At 64.8% G+C, this 22,506-nt stretch carries 23 protein-coding genes; 14 read left to right on the top strand and 9 right to left on the bottom strand.

The features are described from left to right. Positions 1–116: 116 nt before the first annotated feature. Positions 117–839 carry a UDP-2,3-diacylglucosamine diphosphatase gene (locus tag ACIPZG_RS07875; RefSeq protein ID WP_400711915.1) on the bottom strand — a complete coding sequence of 241 codons (723 nt, stop codon included), beginning with the start codon at positions 837–839 and terminating at the stop codon, positions 117–119. Beyond that, positions 836–1,336: a peptidylprolyl isomerase gene (locus ACIPZG_RS07870; protein WP_400711912.1), complete on the bottom strand. Its 501-nt coding sequence runs from the start codon at positions 1,334–1,336 to the stop codon at positions 836–838. Before ACIPZG_RS07870 ends, ACIPZG_RS07875 begins: the two co-directional genes overlap by 4 nt. 235 nt (positions 1,337–1,571) lie before the next feature. On the opposite strand from ACIPZG_RS07870, the gene ACIPZG_RS07865 reads away from it, so the two are divergent. Next, on the top strand, positions 1,572–3,275 hold the full coding sequence (locus ACIPZG_RS07865) for a glutamine--tRNA ligase/YqeY domain fusion protein (RefSeq protein ID WP_400711909.1): 1,704 nt from the start codon (positions 1,572–1,574) through the stop codon (positions 3,273–3,275). 9 nt (positions 3,276–3,284) lie between these two features. Continuing rightward, positions 3,285–4,667, top strand: a complete 1,383-nt coding sequence (gene cysS / locus ACIPZG_RS07860; RefSeq protein WP_400711906.1) for a cysteine--tRNA ligase — start codon at positions 3,285–3,287, stop codon at positions 4,665–4,667. Positions 4,668–4,778: 111 nt separating this feature from the next. Here the strand turns inward: cysS and ACIPZG_RS07855 are convergent, their stop codons facing one another. The 5 genes from ACIPZG_RS07855 to ACIPZG_RS07835 form a co-directional block, all read right to left on the bottom strand. Next, a complete protein-coding gene (locus ACIPZG_RS07855; protein WP_400711903.1) occupies positions 4,779–6,170 on the bottom strand; it encodes a sensor histidine kinase in 1,392 nt (463 codons plus the stop codon). Continuing rightward, positions 6,148–6,828: a response regulator transcription factor gene (locus ACIPZG_RS07850; RefSeq protein ID WP_008093740.1), complete on the bottom strand. Its 681-nt coding sequence runs from the start codon at positions 6,826–6,828 to the stop codon at positions 6,148–6,150. Before ACIPZG_RS07850 ends, ACIPZG_RS07855 begins: the two co-directional genes overlap by 23 nt. A 168-nt stretch (positions 6,829–6,996) precedes the next feature. Further along, a complete protein-coding gene (locus tag ACIPZG_RS07845; RefSeq protein ID WP_400639982.1) occupies positions 6,997–8,016 on the bottom strand; it encodes a branched-chain amino acid aminotransferase in 1,020 nt (339 codons plus the stop codon). A gap of 391 nt (positions 8,017–8,407) precedes the next feature. Then, a complete protein-coding gene (locus ACIPZG_RS07840) occupies positions 8,408–8,770 on the bottom strand; it encodes a hypothetical protein (protein ID WP_400711900.1) in 363 nt (120 codons plus the stop codon). Next, on the bottom strand, positions 8,767–9,144 hold the full coding sequence (locus tag ACIPZG_RS07835; RefSeq protein WP_400639985.1) for a glyoxalase superfamily protein: 378 nt from the start codon (positions 9,142–9,144) through the stop codon (positions 8,767–8,769). Before ACIPZG_RS07835 ends, ACIPZG_RS07840 begins: the two co-directional genes overlap by 4 nt. 271 nt (positions 9,145–9,415) lie before the next feature. Between ACIPZG_RS07835 and ACIPZG_RS07830 the strand changes: the two genes are divergently transcribed. The 8 genes from ACIPZG_RS07830 to ureG are packed head-to-tail and all read left to right on the top strand — an operon-like array spanning position 9,416 to position 14,968. Beyond that, positions 9,416–10,249, top strand: coding sequence for an urease accessory protein UreD (locus tag ACIPZG_RS07830; RefSeq protein ID WP_400711897.1), 834 nt, complete (start codon positions 9,416–9,418; stop codon positions 10,247–10,249). 9 nt (positions 10,250–10,258) lie between these two features. Further along, the gene (locus ACIPZG_RS07825; RefSeq protein ID WP_008093745.1) at positions 10,259–10,561 is read left to right on the top strand and encodes an urease subunit gamma; all 303 of its coding nucleotides are present in this window, start codon (positions 10,259–10,261) and stop codon (positions 10,559–10,561) included. Positions 10,562–10,579: 18 nt separating this feature from the next. Next, on the top strand, positions 10,580–10,897 hold the full coding sequence (locus ACIPZG_RS07820; protein ID WP_400711894.1) for an urease subunit beta: 318 nt from the start codon (positions 10,580–10,582) through the stop codon (positions 10,895–10,897). Continuing rightward, a complete protein-coding gene (ureC, locus tag ACIPZG_RS07815; protein WP_400711891.1) occupies positions 10,894–12,597 on the top strand; it encodes an urease subunit alpha in 1,704 nt (567 codons plus the stop codon). The genes ACIPZG_RS07820 and ureC overlap by 4 nt, the downstream gene beginning before the upstream one ends. Before the next feature lie 10 nt (positions 12,598–12,607). Beyond that, entirely contained in the window at positions 12,608–13,093 is a 486-nt protein-coding gene (gene ureE / locus ACIPZG_RS07810; protein ID WP_400711888.1) for an urease accessory protein UreE, read from the top strand. Positions 13,094–13,113: 20 nt separating this feature from the next. Continuing rightward, positions 13,114–13,659, top strand: a complete 546-nt coding sequence (locus ACIPZG_RS07805) for a HupE/UreJ family protein (RefSeq protein WP_400711885.1) — start codon at positions 13,114–13,116, stop codon at positions 13,657–13,659. Next, a complete protein-coding gene (locus ACIPZG_RS07800; protein ID WP_400711882.1) occupies positions 13,659–14,333 on the top strand; it encodes an urease accessory protein UreF in 675 nt (224 codons plus the stop codon). Before ACIPZG_RS07805 ends, ACIPZG_RS07800 begins: the two co-directional genes overlap by 1 nt. An 11-nt stretch (positions 14,334–14,344) precedes the next feature. Beyond that, positions 14,345–14,968: an urease accessory protein UreG gene (ureG, locus tag ACIPZG_RS07795; RefSeq protein ID WP_400711879.1), complete on the top strand. Its 624-nt coding sequence runs from the start codon at positions 14,345–14,347 to the stop codon at positions 14,966–14,968. Positions 14,969–14,973: 5 nt separating this feature from the next. On the opposite strand, the gene ACIPZG_RS07790 is transcribed toward ureG, so the two are convergent. Both ACIPZG_RS07790 and ACIPZG_RS07785 read right to left on the bottom strand, forming a co-directional pair. Next, positions 14,974–15,702 carry a DUF899 domain-containing protein gene (locus tag ACIPZG_RS07790; protein ID WP_400711876.1) on the bottom strand — a complete coding sequence of 243 codons (729 nt, stop codon included), beginning with the start codon at positions 15,700–15,702 and terminating at the stop codon, positions 14,974–14,976. Between the two features lie 226 nt (positions 15,703–15,928). Beyond that, positions 15,929–16,582, bottom strand: coding sequence for an HAD family hydrolase (locus ACIPZG_RS07785; RefSeq protein ID WP_400711873.1), 654 nt, complete (start codon positions 16,580–16,582; stop codon positions 15,929–15,931). A gap of 93 nt (positions 16,583–16,675) precedes the next feature. Between ACIPZG_RS07785 and lexA the strand changes: the two genes are divergently transcribed. Genes lexA through ACIPZG_RS07765 form a run of 4 tightly spaced genes read left to right on the top strand, consistent with a single transcriptional unit; the run spans position 16,676 to position 22,406 of the window. Next, positions 16,676–17,293 carry a transcriptional repressor LexA gene (lexA, locus tag ACIPZG_RS07780; RefSeq protein ID WP_400711870.1) on the top strand — a complete coding sequence of 206 codons (618 nt, stop codon included), beginning with the start codon at positions 16,676–16,678 and terminating at the stop codon, positions 17,291–17,293. Continuing rightward, positions 17,293–17,904, top strand: a complete 612-nt coding sequence (gene imuA, locus ACIPZG_RS07775; RefSeq protein ID WP_400711867.1) for a translesion DNA synthesis-associated protein ImuA — start codon at positions 17,293–17,295, stop codon at positions 17,902–17,904. The genes lexA and imuA overlap by 1 nt, the downstream gene beginning before the upstream one ends. A 6-nt stretch (positions 17,905–17,910) precedes the next feature. Then, on the top strand, positions 17,911–19,329 hold the full coding sequence (locus ACIPZG_RS07770) for a Y-family DNA polymerase (RefSeq protein ID WP_400711864.1): 1,419 nt from the start codon (positions 17,911–17,913) through the stop codon (positions 19,327–19,329). After that, entirely contained in the window at positions 19,326–22,406 is a 3,081-nt protein-coding gene (locus ACIPZG_RS07765) for an error-prone DNA polymerase (protein ID WP_400711861.1), read from the top strand. The genes ACIPZG_RS07770 and ACIPZG_RS07765 overlap by 4 nt, the downstream gene beginning before the upstream one ends. Positions 22,407–22,506 lie beyond the last annotated feature (100 nt).

Raw genomic sequence — 22,506 nt, 5'->3', positions numbered from 1 at the left:
TGGTCTCATCGCTGGCAAGCCAGCTCCCACAGGTACTCCACTGAGCTAGAGAACAGTGAAGTACCTGTGGGAGCCGGCTTGCCGGCGATGCGGCCAGTACGGCAAAGCCATCACCTTCAGGAAAACTCGAACGGCTCCAGCTGAAAGCCCTGGGCATCCACCTGCAGGGTCCAGCCCCGGCGGTCCCAGTCCCCCAGCACGATGCGCCGTGCCGGCTCACCGTCGACCACCAGCTTGTGTATCGCCGGGCGGTGGGTATGGCCATGCACCAACGTGCGCACGCCGTGCGCCGCCATCACCTTGGGAACTTCCTCAGGTGTGACGTCGACGATTTCGTTGGCCTTCATCTGCACCTGCGCGCGGCTTTCGCTGCGCAGCTTGCGCGCCAGCTTGTGCCGCGTGGACAGTGGCAGATGGCGCAGGATCCACAGGGTCAGTGGGTTGCGCAAATAACGGCGCATCTTCATGTAGCCGAGATCGCGGGTACACAGGGTGTCACCATGCATCAGCAGCACCTGCTCGCCGCCCAGCGCGATCACGCTGGGGTCGGCAAGCAGGGTGCAGCCCGCCGCCTTGCAGAAATCCTGGCCAATCAGGAAGTCACGGTTGCCGTGCATCAGGTAGATCGCCGTGCCGCTGTCGCTCAGCCGGCGCAGGGCCTGGCAGATCGACTGCTGAAAGGGCGTCATGGCGTCGTCGCCGATCCAGGCCTCAAAAAAGTCGCCAAGGATGTACAGCGCCTTGGCATGGCGTGCGCGGCCGTCGAGCAGATCAAGAAACGCCCGGGTGATGTCCGGGCGTTCTTCTTGCAGGTGCAGATCGGAGATCAGCAGTATCACTCAATGATCTCGGCTTTCTCGATGATCACGTCGTCTTTCGGTACGTCCTGGTGGCCAGCTTTGGAACCGGTGGCGACCTTCTCGATAGCGTCGACGATTTCACGGCCTTCGGTCACTTCGCCGAACACCGCGTAGCCCCAGCCCTGCACGTTCTTGCCGCTGTGGTTGAGGAAGTCGTTGTCGGAGGCGTTGATGAAGAACTGGGCCGAGGCAGAGTGCGGCTCCATGGTACGGGCCATGGCGATGCTGTACTTGGTGTTCTTCAGGCCGTTGTCGGCTTCGTTCTGGATGCTGGCGCGGGTTTTCTTCTGGCTCATGCCTGGCTCGAAGCCGCCGCCCTGGATCATGAAGCCCTTGATCACACGGTGGAACACGGTGTTGTCGAAGTGGCCTTCTTTAACGTATTGAACGAAGTTCGCAACAGTTTGCGGAGCTTTTTCGGCGTTTAGTTGCAGGACGATATCGCCGTGGTTGGTGCTCAGTTTGACTTTGGACATGCTGAAATTCGCTCTTTCAAGGCAATCGGAATTAGGGGCGCAGTGCGCGGGTTTATCACCTGACGCAAGATCGGGCGAGCGCGACACATGGGGCGCGTAGGCCATTTTGCACGGGTTGCAATAAAACGCACCAGTTTGTCGGTGCTTGGCTGTCAGCAGCTTGGCTGCTTCGGCTATGATAGGCCCTTTGATTCAATCGGCCTACCCAGGCCGGACACGTGCATTCAAGGATCCTATGAGCAAGCCCACTGCCGACAACGCGCCCAACGCCGCTGCCAAAGGCGCCCCCGCTGTCCCTGCGAACTTCCTGCGGCCGATCATCCAGGCCGACCTGGACTCGGGCAAGCACAGCAGCATCGTCACCCGCTTCCCGCCGGAGCCCAACGGCTACCTGCACATCGGCCACGCCAAGTCGATCTGCGTCAACTTCGGCCTGGCCAAGGAATTTGGCGGCGTCTGCCACCTGCGCTTCGACGACACCAACCCGGCCAAGGAAGACCAGGAATACATCGACGCCATTCAGAGCGACGTCAAATGGCTGGGCTTCGATTGGGCCGGCGACGTGCGTTATGCCTCGGACTACTTCGACCAGTTGCACGACTGGGCCGTCGAACTGATCAAGCGTGGCAAGGCCTATGTCTGCGACCTGACCCCTGATCAAGCCAAGCAATACCGTGGCAGCCTGACCGAACCCGGCAAGAACAGCCCGTTCCGCGAGCGCAGCGTCGAGGAAAACCTCGACCTGTTCGCGCGCATGAAGGCCGGCGAGTTCAAGGACGGCGAGCGCGTGCTGCGCGCGAAGATCGACATGGCTTCGCCGAACATGAACCTGCGCGACCCGATCCTTTACCGCATTCGCCATGCCCACCACCACCAGACCGGTGACAAGTGGTGCATCTACCCGAACTACGACTTCACCCACGGTCAGTCCGATGCCATCGAAGGCATCACCCACTCGATCTGCACCCTCGAGTTCGAAGGCCACCGTCCGCTGTACGACTGGTTCCTCGACAACCTGCCAGTGCCGGCGCACCCACGCCAGTACGAGTTCAGCCGCCTGAACCTGAACTACACCATCACCTCCAAGCGCAAGCTCAAGCAGCTGGTCGACGAAAAGCACGTCAGCGCCTGGGACGACCCGCGCATGTCGACCCTGTCGGGCTTCCGTCGCCGCGGCTACACCCCGGCCTCGATCCGCAACTTCTGCGAAATGATCGGCACCAACCGTTCCGACGGCGTGGTCGACATGTCGATGCTCGAGTTCAGCATCCGTGACGACCTCGACCGCGCCGCGCCGCGCGCCATGTGCGTGCTGCGTCCGCTGAAGGTGGTCATCACCAACTACGAGCAAGGCAAGGTCGAGCAGCTCGAACTGCCACGCCACCCGAAAGAAGACATGGGCGTGCGCGTGTTGCCGTTCGCGCGCGAGCTGTACATCGACCGCGACGACTTCATGGAAGAGCCGCCGAAGGGCTACAAGCGCCTGGAACCGGCCGGTGAAGTGCGCCTGCGCGGCAGCTACGTGATCCGCGCCGACGAGGCGATCAAGGATGAAGCCGGCAACATCGTCGAGCTGCGCTGCTCCTACGACCCGGACACCCTGGGCAAGAACCCGGAAGGCCGCAAGGTCAAGGGCGTGATCCACTGGGTGCCGGCCGAGGGCAGCGTCGAGTGCGAAGTGCGCCTGTACGACCGCCTGTTCCGCTCGCCGAACCCGGAAAAGGCTGAGGAAGGCGGTAGCTTCCTGGACAACATCAACCCGGATTCGCTGCAAGTGCTGACCGGCTGCCGCGCCGAGCCGTCGCTGGGCCAGGCGCAGCCTGAAGATCGCTTCCAGTTCGAGCGCGAAGGTTACTTCTGCGCCGACCTCAAGGACAGCCAGCCGGGCCGCCCGGTGTTCAACCGCACCGTCACCCTGCGTGACTCCTGGGGTAGCTAAGGAACCGCCGTGCTTAACATCTACAACACGCTGAGCAAGACCAAGGAAGCCTTCAAGCCGCTCGATGGCAACAAGGTGCGCATGTACGTGTGCGGCATGACCGTGTACGACTACTGCCACCTCGGCCACGGCCGCAGCATGGTGGCCTTCGACCTGGTCACTCGCTGGCTGCGCAAGAGCGGCTATGAGCTGACCTACGTGCGCAACATCACCGACATCGACGACAAGATCATCAACCGGGCCAACGAGAACGGCGAGTCGTTCGATGCGCTGACCGCCCGCATGATCGACGCGATGCACGAAGACGAGCGCCGCCTGAACATCCTCAAGCCGGACCAGGAGCCGCGTGCCACCGACCATATCGCCGGCATGCACGCGATGATCCAGACCCTGATCGACAAGGGCTATGCCTACGCGCCGGGCAATGGCGACGTGTACTACCGGGTCGGCAAGTTCGTCGGCTACGGCAAGCTGTCGCGCAAGAAGATCGAAGACCTGCGTATCGGTGCCCGCATCGAAGTGGACGAGGCCAAGCAGGACCCGCTCGACTTCGTCCTGTGGAAAGGCGTCAAGCCGGGCGAGCCGTACTGGGATTCGCCCTGGGGTCCGGGCCGTCCGGGCTGGCACATCGAGTGCTCGGTGATGTCCACCTGCTGCCTGGGTGAGAGCTTCGACATCCACGGTGGCGGCAGCGACCTGGAGTTCCCGCACCACGAGAACGAGATCGCCCAGAGCGAGGCAGCCACGGGCAAGCAGTACGCCAATGCCTGGATGCATTGCGGCATGATCCGTATCAATGGCGAGAAGATGTCCAAGTCGCTGAACAACTTCTTCACCATCCGTGACGTGCTCGAGAAGTACCACCCGGAGGTGGTGCGCTACCTGCTGGTGGCCAGCCACTACCGCAGTGCCATCAACTACTCCGAAGACAGCCTGCGCGACGCCAAGGGTGCCCTGGAGCGCTTCTACCACGCCCTGCGTGGCCTGCCGCGTGCTCCGGCCAAGGGCGGTGAAGAATTCGTCGAGCGCTTCAGCGTGGCGATGAACGATGACTTCGGTACTCCGGAAGCCTGCGCCGTGCTGTTCGACCTGGTGCGTGAGATCAACCGCCTGCGAGACAGCGACCTCGACGCCGCTGCTGGCTTGGCAGGTCGCCTGCGTGAGCTGGGTGATGTGCTGGGTGTACTGCAGTTGGAAGCCGATGACTTCCTGCGCGCAGGGGCGGAGGGCAAAGTCGATGCCGCTGAAGTCGAAGCCTTGATCCAGGCGCGCCTGCAGGCGCGTGCGGACAAGAACTGGGCGGAATCCGACCGTATCCGCGACCAGCTGACCGCCATGGGCGTGGTGCTGGAAGACGGCAAGGGCGGCACGACCTGGCGTCTGGCTGACTGAATGATGTAGGCCCAATCGCCGGCAAGCCGGCTCCCACAGATGAGGCAGGGTGACTGCTTTCTTTGTGGGAGCCGGCTTGCCGGCGATTGGGCTGCGTAGCAGCCCCTGCTTCTACCTGGCCACCCCGGCCAACGGGCAATGCAACACCAGCTTCGCCCCACCCAGATCGCTGTCTCCCACCTCCAGCCTGAACCCATGCAGGTCGACGATCGCCGCGACGATCGATAACCCCAGCCCGAACCCTGGGTGACGATGACCTTCCTCACTGCGATAGAACCGCTTCAACACGGCGGTACGTTCTTCTTCGGGAATCCCCGGCCCGCTGTCCTCGATGGCAATGTGCACGCCCAGCTCGTCCTGGGTCGCGCGGATGGCCACCTGGCCCCCTTCAGGGGTGAACTTGATACCGTTGCCCACCAGATTGGCCAGTGCCTCGAACAGCAACTCGCGGTCACCGTGCAGGGCTGGCAATTGTTCCGGTTGCTGCAGCTGCAAGCGAATGCCGCCGTCCTCGGCCAGAGGCAGGTAGAAGTCATGCAGCTCCACCAGCAACCCATGCGGATCCAGCTCGACGAAGCCCGCACGGCGTTGGCGGTCCTCCAGCTCACTGATGCGCAACAGGCCGCGAAACCGTGCCATCAGGGTGTCGGTTTCGCCAATGGCCTGGTCCAGCGCCTCGGCTTGGGCTGAATCCGCATCGCTCTGCTGGCGGATGCGATACAGCTGGGCACGCAGGCGGGTGAGGGGGGTGCGCAAGTCATGGGCGATGTTGTCGCATACCCCTTTGACCTCATGCATCAGCCGCTCGATACGGTCGAGCATGGCGTTGACGATAGCCGCCAGCATGTCCAGTTCGTCGCGCCGCGCCGACAGGGGCAGGCGATGGGTGAGATCGCCTGCGACGATCAACTCGGCCTGGGCCTGAATCGCGCGAATGCGCTTCAGAGGCCTGCGGCGCAGCAGGTACCAGCCGGCAAAACCAGGAATCAGCGTCAGGGAGATCCCCCACAGCAGCGCATGCAGGATGATCCGAGTGACCACGAACAGCGAACCGTTGTCGCGGAACAACACCAGCCAGCGGCCATCCTGCACCTTGATCGCTACGGCGTCGCAGCTGTCGCGCGGCATGTGCGGGTCATCGGCGTCCAGGCAGCGCTTGAGTTCGTGCACCTTGCCGTCCAGGCCAAGACCCGTTGGTATGGCACGGATGCGCCCGCCAACCGGGTTGAGCTGGGCGTCGAACAGGCCATAGGCATCGAACGCCCGCTCTTCGAAGGCCTGGCTGGCGATCAGGGCGTCGTCCAGTTGCTTGCCGCTCATGTGGGCGAACAAGTGCTGGCGCTGCAGCATGGAGTGGCGGGTGAGTTTGTTCAGGTAGCTGGAAACCTCGAAGTACAGCACCCCCATGAGGATGCTGCTCCAGGCCACGAAGAGGAAGCTGTACAACGCCAGCAAACGGCTGGTCGAGGAGCTCCAGCCCTTAGACGGGTTCAGCAATGGCATAGCCCGAGCCCCGTACCGTACGGATCAGCGGCGACTGCCCGGGGGAATCGATCTTCTTGCGCAAGCGGCCGATGTGCACGTCGATCAGGTTGGTGCCGGGGTCGAAGTGATAACCCCAGACCTCCTCGAAGATCATCATCCGCGTAATCACCTGGCCACTGTGGCGCATCAGGTACTCCAGCAGTTTGTATTCGGTGGGCAGCAGGTTGAGGGTCGCTTCGCCGCGCCGGGCCTCGTGGCTGATCAGGTCCAGTTGCAGGTCAGCGACCTGCAGGCGGGTCTGGGTCATGGGCACGCTGTTGCGCCGCAACAGCACTTCCACCCGGGCGGCCATCTCGTCGGAGGCGAACGGCTTGGTCAGGTAGTCATCACCGCCAGCGCGCAGGCCACGCACACGTTCGTCGACGTCGGACAGGGCGCTGATCATCAGGATCGGCGTGGCGATCTTGAGGTTGCGCAGGGTGGTGACGATCGTCAGGCCATCGACCTCGGGCAGCATGCGGTCGAGGGTGATCAGGTCGTAACCGCCGGCGATGGCCTTGGACAGGCCTTCGCGGCCGTTGTCGGCCCAATCCACTTCCAGACCGTGGCTGGTCAGTTCGGCGACGATTTCCTGGCCGGTGACGGCGTCGTCTTCGATGGTCAGTACGCGTGGCATGCTCGTTCCTGGGCGTCTAGAGGAGACTTGATTGTGCCAAAGAATAGCCAAACGGCGATTTAAGAAAAATTCATCTTCTGCTAAGGCCCTATCGCCGGTCCATTCAGCCAAAAAAAACGGGGCATGCCAGCGACTGGCATACCCCGTGGTTCAGCCTGTTACGAAGGCTCAGGCGACCTTGACGATCCATCCGGCTGGCGCTTCGACGTCACCGCTCTGGATGCCGGTCAGCTCGTTGTAGAGCTTCTGGGTGACCGGTCCGACTTTTTCCAGGTCGTGGAACACGTGCAGCTTGCCGTTGTACTCGATGCCGCCGATCGGGGTAATCACCGCAGCGGTGCCGCAGGCACCGGCTTCGATGAAGCGGTCGAGCTTGTTGATCTCGACATCGCCTTCGATCACGGTCAGGCCCAGGCGCGAGGACGCCAGTTCCATCAGCGACAGGCGGGTGATGCCGGGCAGTACCGAGGCCGATTTCGGGGTAACGAACTCGTTGTTGGCAGTGATGCCGAAGAAGTTGGCCGAACCGACTTCCTCGATCTTGGTGTGGGTCAGCGGGTCGAGGTAGATGGCGTCGGCGAAGTGCGCCTTCTTGGCTTCAGCGCCTGGCTGCAGGCTGGCCGCGTAGTTGCCACCGACCTTGGCCGCGCCGGTGCCCTGCGGGGCTGCGCGGTCGAAGCTGGAAATCTGGAAGTTGTGCGGCTTCATGCCACCTTTGAAGTACGAGCCAACCGGGATGGCGAATACCGAGAAGATGAACTCGGGGGCGGTACGCACGCCAATGTTGTCACCGGTACCGATCACGAACGGGCGCAGGTACAGGGCCCCTTTGCCGTGCGGCGGAACGAAGCGCTCGTTGGCCAGGACCACTTGCTTGCAGGCTTCGATGAACACATCGGTCGGCACGTGCGGCATCAGCAGGCGTGCGCAGCTGCGCTGCATGCGGGCGGCATTCTGGTCTGGGCGGAACAGGTTGATCGAGCCGTCTTTGCAACGGTAGGCCTTCAGGCCTTCGAAGCACTGCTGGCCGTAGTGCAGGGCAGTGGAGCCTTCACTGATATGCAGCACATTGTCTTCGGTCAGGGTGCCTTTGTCCCACTCACCATTGCGCCACACGGACAGGTAGCGCTTGTCGGTCTTGATGTAGTCGAAACCCAGCTTGTCCCAGTTAATGCTCTCGTTACTCATGACACCCTCGATTGTATTGCAGATGCCCGATCGCTCGGGCTGCTGTTATATGCGCACCACGCCACCATAATACATCCGTCGCGGATCGGAAACGGCCAGTCACGAATTGCCGGGGACAGTAGGTGCATGTCGGCGGATTTTTAGTGTTCATGAGATCGAGCGCCGCCCACGCGGCGCATCGCGAGCAAGCTCGCTCCTACATTTGTTGCAACGTGCCACGGTCTGTAAGGCCATGGTTGTCCGCTTTTTAGCGCCCGCCGAAATATCGCGTCGAGCCAGCAAGGCTGACAACCATGGCCTATCAGGCATCGGCACGTTGCAACAAATGTAGGAGCGAGCTTGCTCGCGATGCGCCGCGCGGGCGGCGCTCGATCCCATAGGCGCTGCAATTCTATCGGCAGCCCTCAAGTCGCTTGTTCCAGTCGCCCGCGTGGCTGCGCGCGCAGGCTTCTTCACTGTCGAAGCGCACGTGCCAGGCGGGGTGATCCAGCTGAATGCCGGCCTCGTCGAGCGCCTGGGACGTCAGCATGAGCATGCGCGCTTTTGCCTCCCCAGCCAGCGCTGCGGCCTTGTCGGCCTCGCGCTCGAAGACCCAGGTGATGCGCAGACTGGCCGGGAACTGGTCAGGGTCCAGGCGATGGGTCAGCCAGGTAAAGCCCACGATGTGCGCCTTGGCCGTTTCGCAGGCATCGGTCAGGCAGGCGACCAGTTCACGCTCAAGGCGCGCCAGTTCGCGCTTGCTCATGGGTTTCACTGTGCGGCCTCGTCGTCGATCTGCTGGCAGAAGCGCAGCAGGTTGCCGAACGGGTCGTGGATCTGCATCTGCAGGCCCCAGTCGACCGGCTCAGCATGTGGGCGGGAATAGCCATATTGCTTGTCTTGCAGCTCACGCTCCAGTGCGCGCAGGTCTTCGGTCCGGGCAAACACGGTCGAGCCTGGGCAGGCATCACCGTGGTGTTCGCTCAAGTGCAGGATCAGCCCGTCACGGTGGATTTGCGCATAGAGCGGCAGGTCCGGGCTGAAGCGGTGCTCCCAGTCCAGGGTGAAGCCGAGGAAATCGAGGTAGAACTCCTTGGCCTTGTCGACCGAAAAGATGCGCAGCACGGGGATGGCGGGTGCGAGGGACATGGCGGTTCCTTGGCCGTGGGTAAACCGCGACTGTAGCGCAGCACCCGAATGGGGCCAAGCGGTGCGCCCGCATTGTGCGCCTGGTCCTTTGTATGCCCCATGGCAGAGCCATCGCCCCGAAGATTTCATCTGCCTTCACCTGCGAAGTTGGCCCGCTACCTGCTATATCCCAGCCAGTGAATTTGATCGAGTGGTCAGGCCAATCACGCGTTCGCGCAGTGGCCTGATCCCTCCAGAGAGCCGAAAGGCCAGTAATCTCGGGGGCTGTAGGATGTCGCTCGCCGTACAGGTAGATAAATCTGAAAGGGATGCAGGATGGAGCGCCCACCTGCAATTGCGCTTTATCGAGCGCGATGGCGTGACCCGCCTTGGTGCGCGTCGTCACTTCGGACCTCTTTTGGTGCAGCGCCCGTTCTATCCGGAAGGCGCGCCCTGCCACGTTTATGTGCTGCACCCACCCGGCGGCATCGTCGCCGGTGACCGGCTGGAGCTGGACATTCACCTGGAGCCCGGCAGCCATGCGCTGCTGACCATGCCCGGTGCCAGCAAGTTCTACCGCAGCATCGGTCCGACCGCGTACCTGGCCCAGCGTTTTCACCTGCAAGCCGGCAGCACGCTGGAGTGGCTGCCCCAGGACAGCATCTTCTTCTCGGGCGCTCGTGCCAGCCTGGACAGCCGCTTCACCCTGGAGCCCGGTGCCCGGCTGCTGGCCTGGGAAACCCTGTGCCTGGGCCGCCCGGTAATGAACGAGCGCTTCGACCAGGGCGCCCTCGACAGCCGCCTGCGCATCGAGCTGCCCGACGACCCCGGCCTGCACGAGCGCCTGCGCATCAGCGGCGGCCAACTGGCCAAGCTGGGCGGGCACCCGTTGTCCGCCACCTTCTGTGCATCACCTGCGGACCCGACCGTACTGGAGCAGGCCAGGGCCGTGCTCGATGAACTCGACACGCCCGCCGGCGCGACCTTGCTCGGCTCGCTGCTGGTGATCCGCCTGCTCGACCACGACAACCAACACCTGCAACGGACCCTGCAGCGCCTCTGGCACGTCCTGCGTCCGGCCGTTCTCGGCCTGCCCGCGTGTCCGCCGCGTATCTGGGCCACTTGAGAGAGCGCCATGGAGCTGACCCCGAGAGAGAAAGACAAACTGCTGCTGTTTACCGCCGCACTGTTGGCGGAACGGCGCCTGGCCCGTGGCCTGAAACTCAACTACCCGGAGGCGGTGGCGCTGATCAGCGCAGCAGTGCTCGAAGGCGCCCGCGACGGTCGCACGGTGGCCGAGCTGATGAGCCTGGGCCGCGAAGTGATCGGCCGCGAGCAGGTCATGGCCGGCGTTGCCGAGATGCTTCACGACGTGCAGGTCGAGGCCACATTCCCCGACGGCACCAAGCTGGTGACCGTGCATGACCCCATCGTCTGAGCTGGCCAGGAGCCCCGCATGATCCCAGGAGAAATTCAGGTCGCCGACGGCGACATCGAGCTCAACGCCGGCCATGCAACGGTCAGTGTCAGCGTGGCCAACCATGGCGACCGGCCGGTGCAGGTCGGCTCGCATTATCACTTCTATGAGGTCAACGATGCGCTGGTGTTCGAGCGCGCGCCGACCCTTGGTTTTCGCCTCGATATTCCGGCCGGTACCGCCGTGCGCTTCGAGCCGGGCCAGTCGCGCACCGTGCAACTGGTGGCCTATGCCGGCAAACGCGAGGTCTACGGCTTCCAGGGCAAGGTGATGGGCGCGCTGGAGGGCAGGGCATGAGCCGGATTTCCCGCAGGGCCTACGCCGACATGTTCGGCCCCACGGTCGGCGACCGCGTGCGCCTGGCCGACACCGCGCTGTGGGTGGAAGTCGAGAAGGACTTCACCGTCTATGGCGAAGAGGTCAAGTTCGGCGGCGGCAAAGTCATCCGCGACGGCATGGGCCAAGGCCAGATGCTGGCCGCCCAGGCCATGGACCTGGTGCTGACCAACGCCTTGATCATCGACCACTGGGGCATCGTCAAGGCCGATATCGGCGTCAAATACGGGCGCATTGCGGCCATCGGCAAGGCCGGCAACCCCGACGTGCAGCCGGGCGTGACCGTGCCAGTGGGCCCAGGCACCGAAGTGATCGCCGCCGAAGGCAAGATCGTGACCGCCGGCGGTATCGATTCGCACATCCACTTCATCTGCCCACAACAGGTAGAGGAAGCACTGACCAGTGGCGTGACCACCTTCATTGGCGGTGGCACCGGGCCGGCCACCGGCACCAACGCCACCACCTGCACCCCGGGGCCGTGGTACCTGGCGCGCATGCTGCAGGCCGCCGATTGCCTGCCGATCAACATCGGCCTGCTGGGCAAGGGCAATGCCTCGCGGCCCGAAGCCCTGCGCGAACAGATCGCCGCTGGCGCGGTGGGCCTGAAGCTGCACGAGGACTGGGGGTCGACGCCGGCCGCCATCGACTGCTGCCTGGGCGTTGCCGAGGAGATGGACATCCAGGTGGCGATCCACACCGACACCCTCAACGAGTCCGGTTGCATCGAAGACACCCTGGCCGCCATCGGCGACCGCACCATCCATACCTTTCACACCGAAGGTGCCGGTGGTGGTCACGCGCCGGACATCATCCGCGCGGCGGGGCAGGCCAACGTGCTGCCGTCCTCGACCAACCCGACCCTGCCGTACACGATCAACACCGTCGACGAGCACCTCGACATGCTCATGGTCTGCCACCACCTGGACCCGAGCATTGCCGAGGACGTGGCCTTCGCCGAATCACGCATCCGCCGCGAAACCATCGCCGCCGAGGACATCCTGCACGACATGGGCGCCTTCGCCATGACCTCGTCCGACTCCCAGGCCATGGGCCGCGTCGGCGAGGTGGTGCTGCGTACCTGGCAGGTGGCGCACCAGATGAAGCTGCGCCGTGGGCCGCTGGCACCGGACACCGCTTACAGCGACAACTTCCGGGTCAAGCGCTACATCGCCAAGTACACCCTCAACCCTGCGCTGACCCACGGCATTGCACATGAAGTCGGTTCGATCGAGGTGGGCAAGCTGGCCGACCTGGTGCTGTGGGCACCGGCCTTCTTCGCGGTAAAGCCCGCCCTGGTGATCAAGGGCGGGATGATCGCCACCGCCCCCATGGGCGACATCAATGGCTCGATCCCGACCCCGCAGCCGGTGCACTACCGGCCCATGTTCGGCGCGCTCGGCGCGGCCCGCCATGCCACGCGCATGACGTTCCTGCCGCAGGCCGCCATGGACCGTGGCCTGGCCCGGGAGCTGGGGCTGCAGAGCCTGATCGGCGTGGCTCACGGTTGCCGACGCGTACGCAAGGCCGACATGGTCCACAACACCTTGCAGCCACTGATCGAAGTCGATTCGCAGACCTACCAGGTGCGCGCCGATGGCGAGTTGCTGGTGTGCGAGCCGGCCCGTGAGTTGCCATTGGCCCAGCGTTATTTCCTGTTCTGAAGGAGCGAAGATGATTGTTCTGACCCGCCGCATCGGCGCAGCCGACACGGTTACCGGTACCCTGACCCTGGACGTCGACAGCCGTATCAAGAGCCGGCTGCGCGTGATCCTGGACGACGGCCGCGAGGCCGGCCTGATGCTCGAACGCGGCCACTTGCTGCGCGGCGGCGAGCTGCTTGCCGATGCTGCCGGCAGCCAGGTGGTGCGCGTGCTCGCCGCCCCCGAACGGGTGTCCACGGTACGCTGCGACGATCCGCACCTGTTGGCCCGTGCGGCCTACCACCTGGGTAACCGCCATGTGCCGCTGCAGATCGAGCCTGGCTTGCTGCGCTACCAGCACGACCATGTGCTCGACGACATGCTGCGCGGCCTGGGCCTGGCGGTGGACACCGAGCAGGCACCGTTCGAGCCAGAAGCCGGTGCCTACCAGAGCGCGCCACACAGCCACAGCCACGGCCACGATCATCCGTTCGTGCGCCTGCCAGCCCATTCCTGACCTGCCCAATGGAGCAACCCATGAAAAAGACTTTCGCCCTTGTCCTGCTGCTGGTCGCACTGCCGGCCTTCGCCCATCCCGGCCACGACAGCAACCCGCTGCACGATGGCCTGCTGCACCCGCTGACCGGTCTCGACCACCTGCTGATGCTGCTGGGTACTGGCGTGCTGGCCGCGCTGACCCGGCGCAACCTGAGCCTGCCACTGACGACCCTGGCGGCGATGTTCGCCGGGGCCGTGTGCGGCCACCTGTTTGGGGGTGTAGTGGGTATGGAAACGTTGATCGCCGTGTCCGTGCTGGTCGCCGCCGCCGCCGTGCTGTTGCCCAGCCGCCAGCTGCTATTGGCCTTGGCGATGCCGGTTTTTGCCCTGTTCCATGGCTGGGCCCACGGCGTTGAAGCCACCCCCAGCGCGTTCTGGCAGTTCAGCGCCGGCTTCGTCACGGTCAGTGGCCTGCTGTTGGTGGTGGGCTTTGCCGTCGGCTGCCTGCTGCGCCGTCACAGCGGCCTGCAAAAGGCGTTCGGCGGCGGCATGCTGGCCGGTGCCGCGCTGGTGTTGGCCGGTTGATGAACAGCGACCTGGCACTGCTGCGCCTGCTGCAGCTGGCCAGCCCCGGGTTGCCGGTGGGTGGTTTCACCTACTCGCAGGGCCTGGAGTGGGCCGTGGAAGCGGGCTGGGTGCGTGACGCCCCCGGTTTCAGCGCCTGGCAGCATGAACAGCTGCACGACACCTTGGCCTGTCTCGACTGGCCGGTCCTGGCGCGCCTCTACCACGCCTGCCAGGCCGATGACGCCGAAGCGTTCGGCCACTGGAGCCGCTTTCTGCTGGCCAACCGCGAAACCGCCGAGCTGCGCCTTGAAGAGCAGCAACGCGGCTCGGCGTTCGCTCGGCTGCTCGATGGCTGGCAGTTGGGCCAGGCCCCAGCCTGGCGTGCCAGTCTCGCACTCAGCCAGCTGGGCGGTATGGCCTGGCTGGCCGTGCACTGGTCGATCCCGCTGCGCCAGCTCGCCCTCGGCCATGCCTTCGCCTGGCTGGAAGGGGCGGTCATGGCCGGGGTCAAGCTGGTGCCGTTCGGCCAGCAGGCGGCGCAGACCCTGTTGCGGGACCTGGCGGCAGCCTTGCCGGCGTTACTGGACCAATCCCTGGCCCTTGAAGATCACCAGCTTGGCGGCGGTCTGCCGTTGCTGGCGATTGCCTCATCGCGTCACGAAACCCAATACACCCGTTTGTTCCGATCCTGAGGACTGCCTACATGCAAAGCTATCAGCAACCCCTGCGCGTCGGTGTCGGCGGCCCGGTCGGTTCTGGCAAGACCGCGCTGCTCGAATGCCTGTGCAAGGCCATGCGCGACCATTACCAGATCGCCGTGGTCACCAATGACATCTACACCAAGGAAGACCAGCGCATCCTGACCGAGGCCGGGGCGCTTGAACCCGAGCGTATCGTTGGCGTCGAGACCGGTGGCTGCCCGCACACCGCGATCCGCGAGGATGCCTCGATGAACCTGGCTGCCGTGGAAGGGCTGGCGCGCAAGTTCGGCAACCTGGAAGTGATCTTTGTGGAAAGCGGCGGCGACAACCTGAGCGCCACCTTCAGCCCGGAGCTGGCCGACCTGACCATTTATGTCATCGACGTGGCCGAGGGCGAGAAGATCCCGCGCAAGGGCGGCCCTGGCATCACCAAGTCCGATTTCCTGGTGATCAACAAGACTGACCTTGCACCGTATGTGGGTGCCTCGCTGGAGGTGATGGAGCGCGACACCCACCGCATGCGCCCACAGCGCCCGTGGACCTTCAGCAACCTGAAGAAAGGCGAGGGCCTGCAGGCGGTGATCGACTTCATCGTCGAGCGCGGCATGCTCGGCGTGAGGGGCTGAGCCCTTCACTCATGGCAGCAGTGCGGCTTCCCGGTTTGCCCCTCGTAGCGATCGTGGTGCCGCACCCAGTCCATGGTCCCGGCCTCGTTGCGCCCCAGGGGCGCGATGTCGAGGAAGTTGTAGGTATTGACCAGGATGTCCAGCCCGCGGGCATAGGTGGAGTAGGTGTGATACACCGTGCCATCCTGCTCGCGGTAGAAGGCGCTCAACCCCGGGAGCTCGGCTTCGTTGCCGGTATAGGGTTCATAGTTGTATTGCCGTTCGCCTTCAGTGCCGACACTGACCCCGAAGTCTTCATTGAAGCCGCTGCCTTGCGACGAATACCACGGGAAACGCCAGCCCATGCGCTGGCGAAACGCCTGGAACTCGGCATAGGGCGCGCGCGACACGGCGACCAGCGACACATCGTGATGGGCCAGGTGCAGGTTGGCGCCGTCGAAGTGGTCGGCGAGGAACGAACAGCCGGGGCAGCCTTCGCTCCAGCCTTCGACGAACATGAAGTGGTAGAGCAGCAACTGGCTGCGCCCGGCGAACAGGTCGGCGAGGCTCAGTTCGCCGTCCGGGCCCTGGAAGCGATAGGGTTGTTCGACCTTGACCCAGGGCAGGGCACGGCGGGCTGCGGCCAGTTCATCGCGCTGGTGGGTGAGGGCTTTTTCGTGCAGCCACAGTTGGCGGCGGGCGGCCAGCCATTGGCTGCGTGAGACGACCGGGTGACCCTTTTCTGAATGGCTCATGGCGGTGACTCCGCGCTTGGGGATTCATGAGTGGTCGAGTGGGTAAAGGGCGTTTCGACAGGCAGAAAAGCAGGGCGACGAATGGCAGGTTTGCCACAAACCTCAGGGCCAGTGAAGAACCTGTGGGAGCCGGCTTGCCGGCGATAGGGCCCGAACAGGCCGACGTTTGCCTGTCAGGGCCTCATCGCCGGCAAGCCGGCTCCCACAGGGATCGCGCAGTTCCCTTCTACATGGCCTCGATCAGCGCCCACAGTCGCGGATCATCGAAATCATCCACCACCAACTTTGCCCCGGCAGCCAGCAACCGCTCGGCCGTCTGTGTAGTCGCAATCCCCACGGTAAAGATCCCCGCAGCACTGGCCGCCTTCACCCCCGGCAACGAATCCTCGAACGCCAGCGCCTGCCCGGCGACCGCCTGCAGTCGCTCCAGCCCGGTCAAGTAGGGCAATGGATCAGGCTTGGCCCGTGCCAGCTCCTCGGCCACCAGCACATGTGCAAAACGCTCGCCCAAACCCATGGCCGCCAGCATGTGCTCGGCGTTGAGTCGGGGCGCATTGGTCACCACGCACATGCCAATCCGGCGCCCTTGGGCATGCTCCAGCAAGCGCAACAGGCCCGGCATGGGGGCCAGCGCCGGCGCCAGCGTACGAAACAGCGCTTCTTTGCGTTCGGCCAATGCCTGGCATTCAAGGGGGCTGGCCTGCGGAAACAGCTCGGCAAACAACTCGCCATTGGCCCGGCCACTGACCTGGGCATCGAACTGTGCCTGGGTCAGCTCACGCCCGTCGTACTCGCGCAGCAACTGGCGAAACGCCTGCAAATGCAGGGTGTCGGTGTCGGTCAGGGTTCCGTCGAGGTCGAACAGCAGGGCAGTCAGCATCAGGTATCCAGTTAGTTAAAAACACAAGCACGTGGATGATAGCGAAAGCCGACGACAAAGGGGGCTGTTCAGTGTGCGCCGAAAAGAGTACAAATGTGCTCCATGGACAATCTCACCCCAAAACGCCGGGCAATCCTCGTGTTCATCCGCGAGCGCATTGCCGATCATGGCCAGCCACCGAGCCTGGCCGACATCGCCAGCCGCTTCGGCTTCGCTTCGCGCAGCGTGGCGCGCAAGCACATCACGGCCCTGTGCCAGGCGGGCTACATCGACGTCACGCCGAACCAGGCGCGCGGTATCCGTCTGGCCGAGCCTTTGCGTCGCCCGGAAATCCTCGAAGTGCCCGTGCTCGGCCAGGTCGCGGCAGGCGCCCCTATCGGGCCGGATCTGGGCATCCACGAACAGTTGCTGCTCGACCCGAGCCTGTTCCGCCGCACCCCGGACTACCTGCTCAAGGTGCGCGGCGACTCGATGGTCGATGACGGCATCTTCGACGGCGACCTGGTAGGCATTCGCCAGCAGGGCGACGCCCGTGACGGTCAGATCGTGGTCGCCCGCCTGGACGGCGAAGTCACCATCAAGCGCCTGCAGCGCCAACCCGGTGGCTATCGGTTATTGCCACGCAACCCGGCCTATGCACCGATCGATGTCGGGCCTGAGCGCGAATTCTTCATCGAAGGCGTGTTCTGTGGCCTGTTGAGGCGTGACTGATGGGCGCGGTGGTCGATCTCGATCGGCTGCTGGATCAGCGCCAGGTCTGGCGCGGACGGCAGACCCAGGCACGCCCGAGCGGTCTGCAGCCCACTGGCCATGCCGAGCTCGACGGGCGCCTGCCCGAAGGCGGCTGGCCGGCCGCAGCGCTCAGCGAGTTGCTGTTGGCCAGCCCAGGCTGCGGAGAGCTGCAATTGCTCTGGCCTTCGTTGGCACGGCTGACGGGCGAGGGCGGGCGGGTCGTACTGGTGGCACCGCCGTTCATACCCTACGCGCCTGCCTGGCAAGCGGCGGGTATCGACTTGCGCTGGCTGGTTCAGGTCGATGCCGAGCCGCAGGACGCACTCTGGGCCGCCGAGCAGTGCCTGCGTTCTGGCAGTTGCGCCGCCGTGTTGTGCTGGCCCCATCGGGCCGACGACCGTGCCCTGCGACGCCTGCAGGTGGCCGCCGAAACGGGCCAGGCACTGGCCATTGCCTGCCGCCCTCAATCGGCGGCGCACAACCCTTCACCGGCTGCGCTGCGCATTGCCATCGACACCTTTCCGGCCCAGTGGCGCGTGCTCAAGTGCCGCGGTGGACTGCCGCCGACTGCGCCGATCGGGCGGGGCTGATGCACCATGCTCTGGGCCTGCATTCTCTTGCCGCAATTGGCGCTGGACTCGATCCTGCGCGAACGTGACGACGCCGATTCGCCCCTGGTCTTGATCGGCGGGCCGAGCCAGCGTCGCGCGCTGCAGGCGGTCAACCCGGCCGCAGCGGCACTGGGCCTGCGTGCCGGGCAGAGCCTTACTGCCGCCCGAGCCATGGCTGACGGCTTCCATTGTGTCGAGGCCGACGCCGCACGTATCGAGCAGCTGCAGCAGTTGCTGGCCGCCTGGGCCTACCGCTTCAGTGCCCAGGTGAGCCTGCATTACCCGCGGGCCCTGTTGCTGGAGGTGGGCTCCAGCTTGCAGCTGTTCGGCCCCTGGCCGTTGTTCGAGGCGCGGCTGCGCGAGGAACTGTCAGCGCTGGGGCTGCGCCAACGTATCGTGCTGGCGACCAACCCGGTGGCGGCGCGCATGCTTGCCAATGGCCATGACGGCCTGGCACTGACCTGTCCCGAAGACACCCGTGCCGCGCTGGCACGCATGCCCATCGCGCGCGTGGGGCTGCCCCCGGAGGCGGCCGAAGCGTTTGCCCGCATGGGCCTGCACCAGCTGGGTCAGGTGCTGGCCTTGCCGCGTGACGCTTTGGCCAAACGCTTTACGGCACAGGTGCAGTTGCACCTGGATCAATTGCTCGGCCTGCGCACGCTGGGGCTGGGTTTCTATCAGCCACCCGACCGCTTCGAGACGCGGCTGGAACTCAATTTCGACGTCGAGTCGCATCAGGCCCTGTTGTTCCCGCTGCGGCGCATGCTCAACGACCTGGCCGCCTTCCTTGCCGGGCGTGATTGCGGTGTGCAGCGATTCTGCCTGTACCTGGAGCACGCCGAGGGGCCCGACACGCAGCTGCAGGTTGGCCTGCTGGCCGCCGAGCGCGATGCGGCGATGCTGTTCGAGCTGGCGCGCGGTCGCCTGGAGCCACTGCGCATTCCGGCCCCGGTGCGCAACCTGCGCCTGGTGGCCACGGACCTGCCGCCGTTCGTGCCCCAGCATCAGGCGCTGTTCGACCCCCGCGCGCAACAGGCGCAACCCTGGGAGCAATTGCGCGAACGCCTGCGCGCCCGCTTGGGCGATGAAGCGGTCAAGGGCCTGCGCGCCGAAGCCGACCACCGCCCTGAATGCGCCTGGCAAGGGGCCGAGCAAGGGGCGCTCGGCAGCCTGGCAGTCCCGCCCGGCAGCCGCCCTGGCTGGTTGTTGCCGCAACCCCAGGCACTGGACGCCCAAGGTCACACCGTGCTGAGCCAGGCCGAGCGAATCGAGTCGGGCTGGTGGGATGGCGGCGATGTGCGCCGTGACTATTACCGCATCGAAACCCGCGAAGGGCTGCGTGGCTGGGCATATCGCGACCTGGCGCAACCCGGCCCGCTGTGGCTGCAAGGCTGGTTCGCATGAGTACAGCGGACTACGCCGAACTGCATTGCCTGTCCAATTTCAGCTTCCAGCGCGGTGCCTCCAGTGCCGAAGAGTTGTTCCGTCGCGCCCGTGAACAGGGTTACCAGGCCCTGGCCATCACCGACGAGTGCACCCTGGCCGGCATCGTCCGCGCCTGGCAGGCTGCCAAGGTGCAGCAGGTACGCTTGATCGTCGGTAGTGAAGTACGCCTGCAGGATGGCCCGAAACTGGTGCTGCTGGTGGAAAACCTCACCGGCTATCAAAACCTGTGCGCCTTGATCACCCGTGCCAGGCGGCGGGCGGAGAAGGGCGATTACCAGCTGTTCCGTGATGACTTGCAGCAGCACCATGCCGGGCTGCTGGCGCTATGGATCGCCGATGACCCGAGCGATCGGGCATCGGGCGAGTGGCTGCAGGCGTTGTTCGCCGAACGTTTGTGGTTGGGAGTGCACCTGCATCGGCGCAGCGATGATGAAACCCGACTGGCCCGCTTGCGCGAGCTGGCGGTGCAACTGGGCCTCCGTGCCGTGGCTTGTGGTGATGTGCACATGCATGTGCGCGGTCGGCGTGCCCTGCAAGATTGCATGACCGCCATCCGCCAGCACTGCAGCGTGGCCGAGGCCGGGCGTTACCTGTACGCCAATGGCGAGCGCCACCTGCGTACCCTGGCGCAAGTGGCCGAGCTGTACCCGGCCGACCTGATCGCCGAAACCCTTTGCATCGCCGAGCGTTGTCGCTTTGACCTGGGCGAGTTGCAGTACCAGTACCCGCGCGAGCTGGTACCGCAGGGCCACACTCCCGCCAGCTGGTTGCGCGAACTGTGCGAGCGTGGCTTGCCCCTGCGCTGGCCGTCAGGGCCTGGCGAGAAGGTCCGCGCGGTGCTGGCCAAGGAGCTCTCGCTGATCGAGGAACTGGGTTACGAAAGCTATTTCCTCACTGTGCACGACATCGTCGCCTTTGCCCGCCGCCAGCATATTCTCTGCCAAGGGCGTGGTTCGGCAGCCAACTCGGTGGTGTGTTTCGTGCTGGGCATCACCGAACTGGACCCCATGGAACACCGCCTGCTGTTCGAACGCTTCCTGTCCCGCGAACGTAACGAACCTCCCGACATCGACGTGGATTTCGAACACGATCGGCGCGAAGAAGTGATCCAGTATGTGTTCCGCCGCTATGGTCGGCACCGTGCCGCACTCACCGCGGTGGTCAATACCTATCACGCGGCCGGTGCCGTGCGTGATGTCGCCCGGGCGTTGGGCCTGCCCGCCGACCAGGTGGATGCCCTGGCCAAGTGTTGCGGCCGCTGGAGCGACCGCATCCCCGATGAGCAGCGCCTTGCCGAGGCGGGTTTCGAGCCTGCCAGCCCGTCCTTGCAGCGTATTCTGCTATTGGCCGAGCAGTTGATCGGCTTCCCGCGCCACCTGTCCCAGCACCCCGGCGGTTTTGTCATTTCCGAGCAGCCACTGGATCACCTGGTGCCGGTGGAAAACGCGGCCATGGCAGAGCGCACGGTGATCCAGTGGGACAAGGACGATCTGGACATGGTCGGCCTGCTCAAGGTCGACGTGCTCGCGCTGGGTATGCTCAGCGCCTTGCGCCGCTGTTTCGACCTGCTGCAACGCCACCGTGGCAGGCAGTTGACCCTGGCGACCATCCCCGCTGAAGACCCGGCCACCTATGCCATGATCAGCCGCGCCGAAACCATGGGCGTGTTCCAGATCGAATCGCGGGCGCAGATGGCCATGTTGCCGCGGCTCAAGCCCAACACCTTCTATGACCTGGTGATCGAGGTGGCCATCGTGCGCCCTGGGCCGATTCAAGGGGACATGGTGCATCCCTACCTGCGCAGGCGCTTGAAGCAGGAGCCGGTCACCTACCCATCGCTCAAGCTCAAGGAAGTGTTCGAGCGCACCCTGGGTGTGCCGTTGTTTCAGGAACAGGTCATGGAGCTGGCCATGGTCGCCGCCGACTACAGCCCCGGCGAGGCCGACCAGTTGCGCCGGAGCATGGCGGCCTGGAAACGCCACGGTGGCCTGGAGCCGCACCGCGAGCGGCTGATCCAGGGCATGCTGCGCAACGGCTACGACCTGGCGTTCGCCGAACGCATCTTCGAGCAGATCAAAGGCTTTGGCAGCTATGGTTTCCCCGAGTCGCACGCGGCCAGTTTCGCCCTGCTGTGTTATGCCAGCAGCTGGCTCAAGTGCCACGAACCGGCGATCTTCACCTGTGCCCTGGTCAACAGCTGGCCGATGGGGTTTTACAGCTCCGACCAGTTGCTTCAGGAAGCACGGCGACAGGGGATCGAGGTACGGCCGGTGGATGTGTTCCACAGTGAGTGGGACTGCACCCTGGAACCTGTCGGCCAGGGTGCCCTGGCCATTCGAATGGGGTTGCGGCAGATCCGCGGCTTCGCCGAGGCCGATGCCCGTCGGTTGGAGCAGGCGAGGGCGCAGCGGCCCTGGCGTGATGTCGAGGACTTGTGCCTGCGCGCCGGTCTCGACAGCCGAGCCCGTGCGCGGCTGGCCGATGCGGGTGCGCTGCGTGCATTGGCCCGCGACCGCCATCAGGCACGCTGGCAGGTGGCTGCCGTGCAACCGCAGTTACCGTTGTTCGCCGACCTTGAGGCGGCACCTGAGGTTGCGGTGGCCTTGCCGGCGCCCACCGTGGGTGAGGACCTGGTGGCCGATTACGACACGCTGGGCACGACCCTGGGCCCTCATCCGCTGCGTTTGCTGCGCCCGCGACTGCGCGCGTTGGGCTGTCGCAGCTCGGGTGAACTGGCAGGCGTCGAGCATGGCGATGCGATTGCCGTGGCCGGCCTGGTGGTGGGGCGGCAGCGCCCGCAGACGGCCAGTGGTGTGACCTTCGTGACGCTGGAGGATGAGTTCGGGATGGTCAATGTGGTGGTCTGGCGTGAGCTGGCCGAGCGGCAGCGGCGGGCGCTGGTGGGGTCGCAACTGCTCAAGGTGAGTGGGCGGCTGGAGCAGGAGAATGGGGTGCGGCACCTGATTGCGCGGCGGCTCGAAGATATCAGCGTGTTGCTACAGGGGCTGGATGTGCGCAGCCGGGATTTTCACTGATTGCACTGGCCTCATCGCCGGCAAGCCGGCTCCCACAGGGAACGTCACAGGCCTGTAGGAGCTGGCTTGTCGTGGCGACGAACCGCAGCGATTGGGCTGC

The sequence above is a fragment of the Pseudomonas sp. NPDC089395 genome (genome assembly GCF_044749525.1).
Taxonomy (GTDB): domain Bacteria; phylum Pseudomonadota; class Gammaproteobacteria; order Pseudomonadales; family Pseudomonadaceae; genus Aquipseudomonas.
This window is presented reverse-complemented; position numbering and strand designations above follow the sequence as displayed.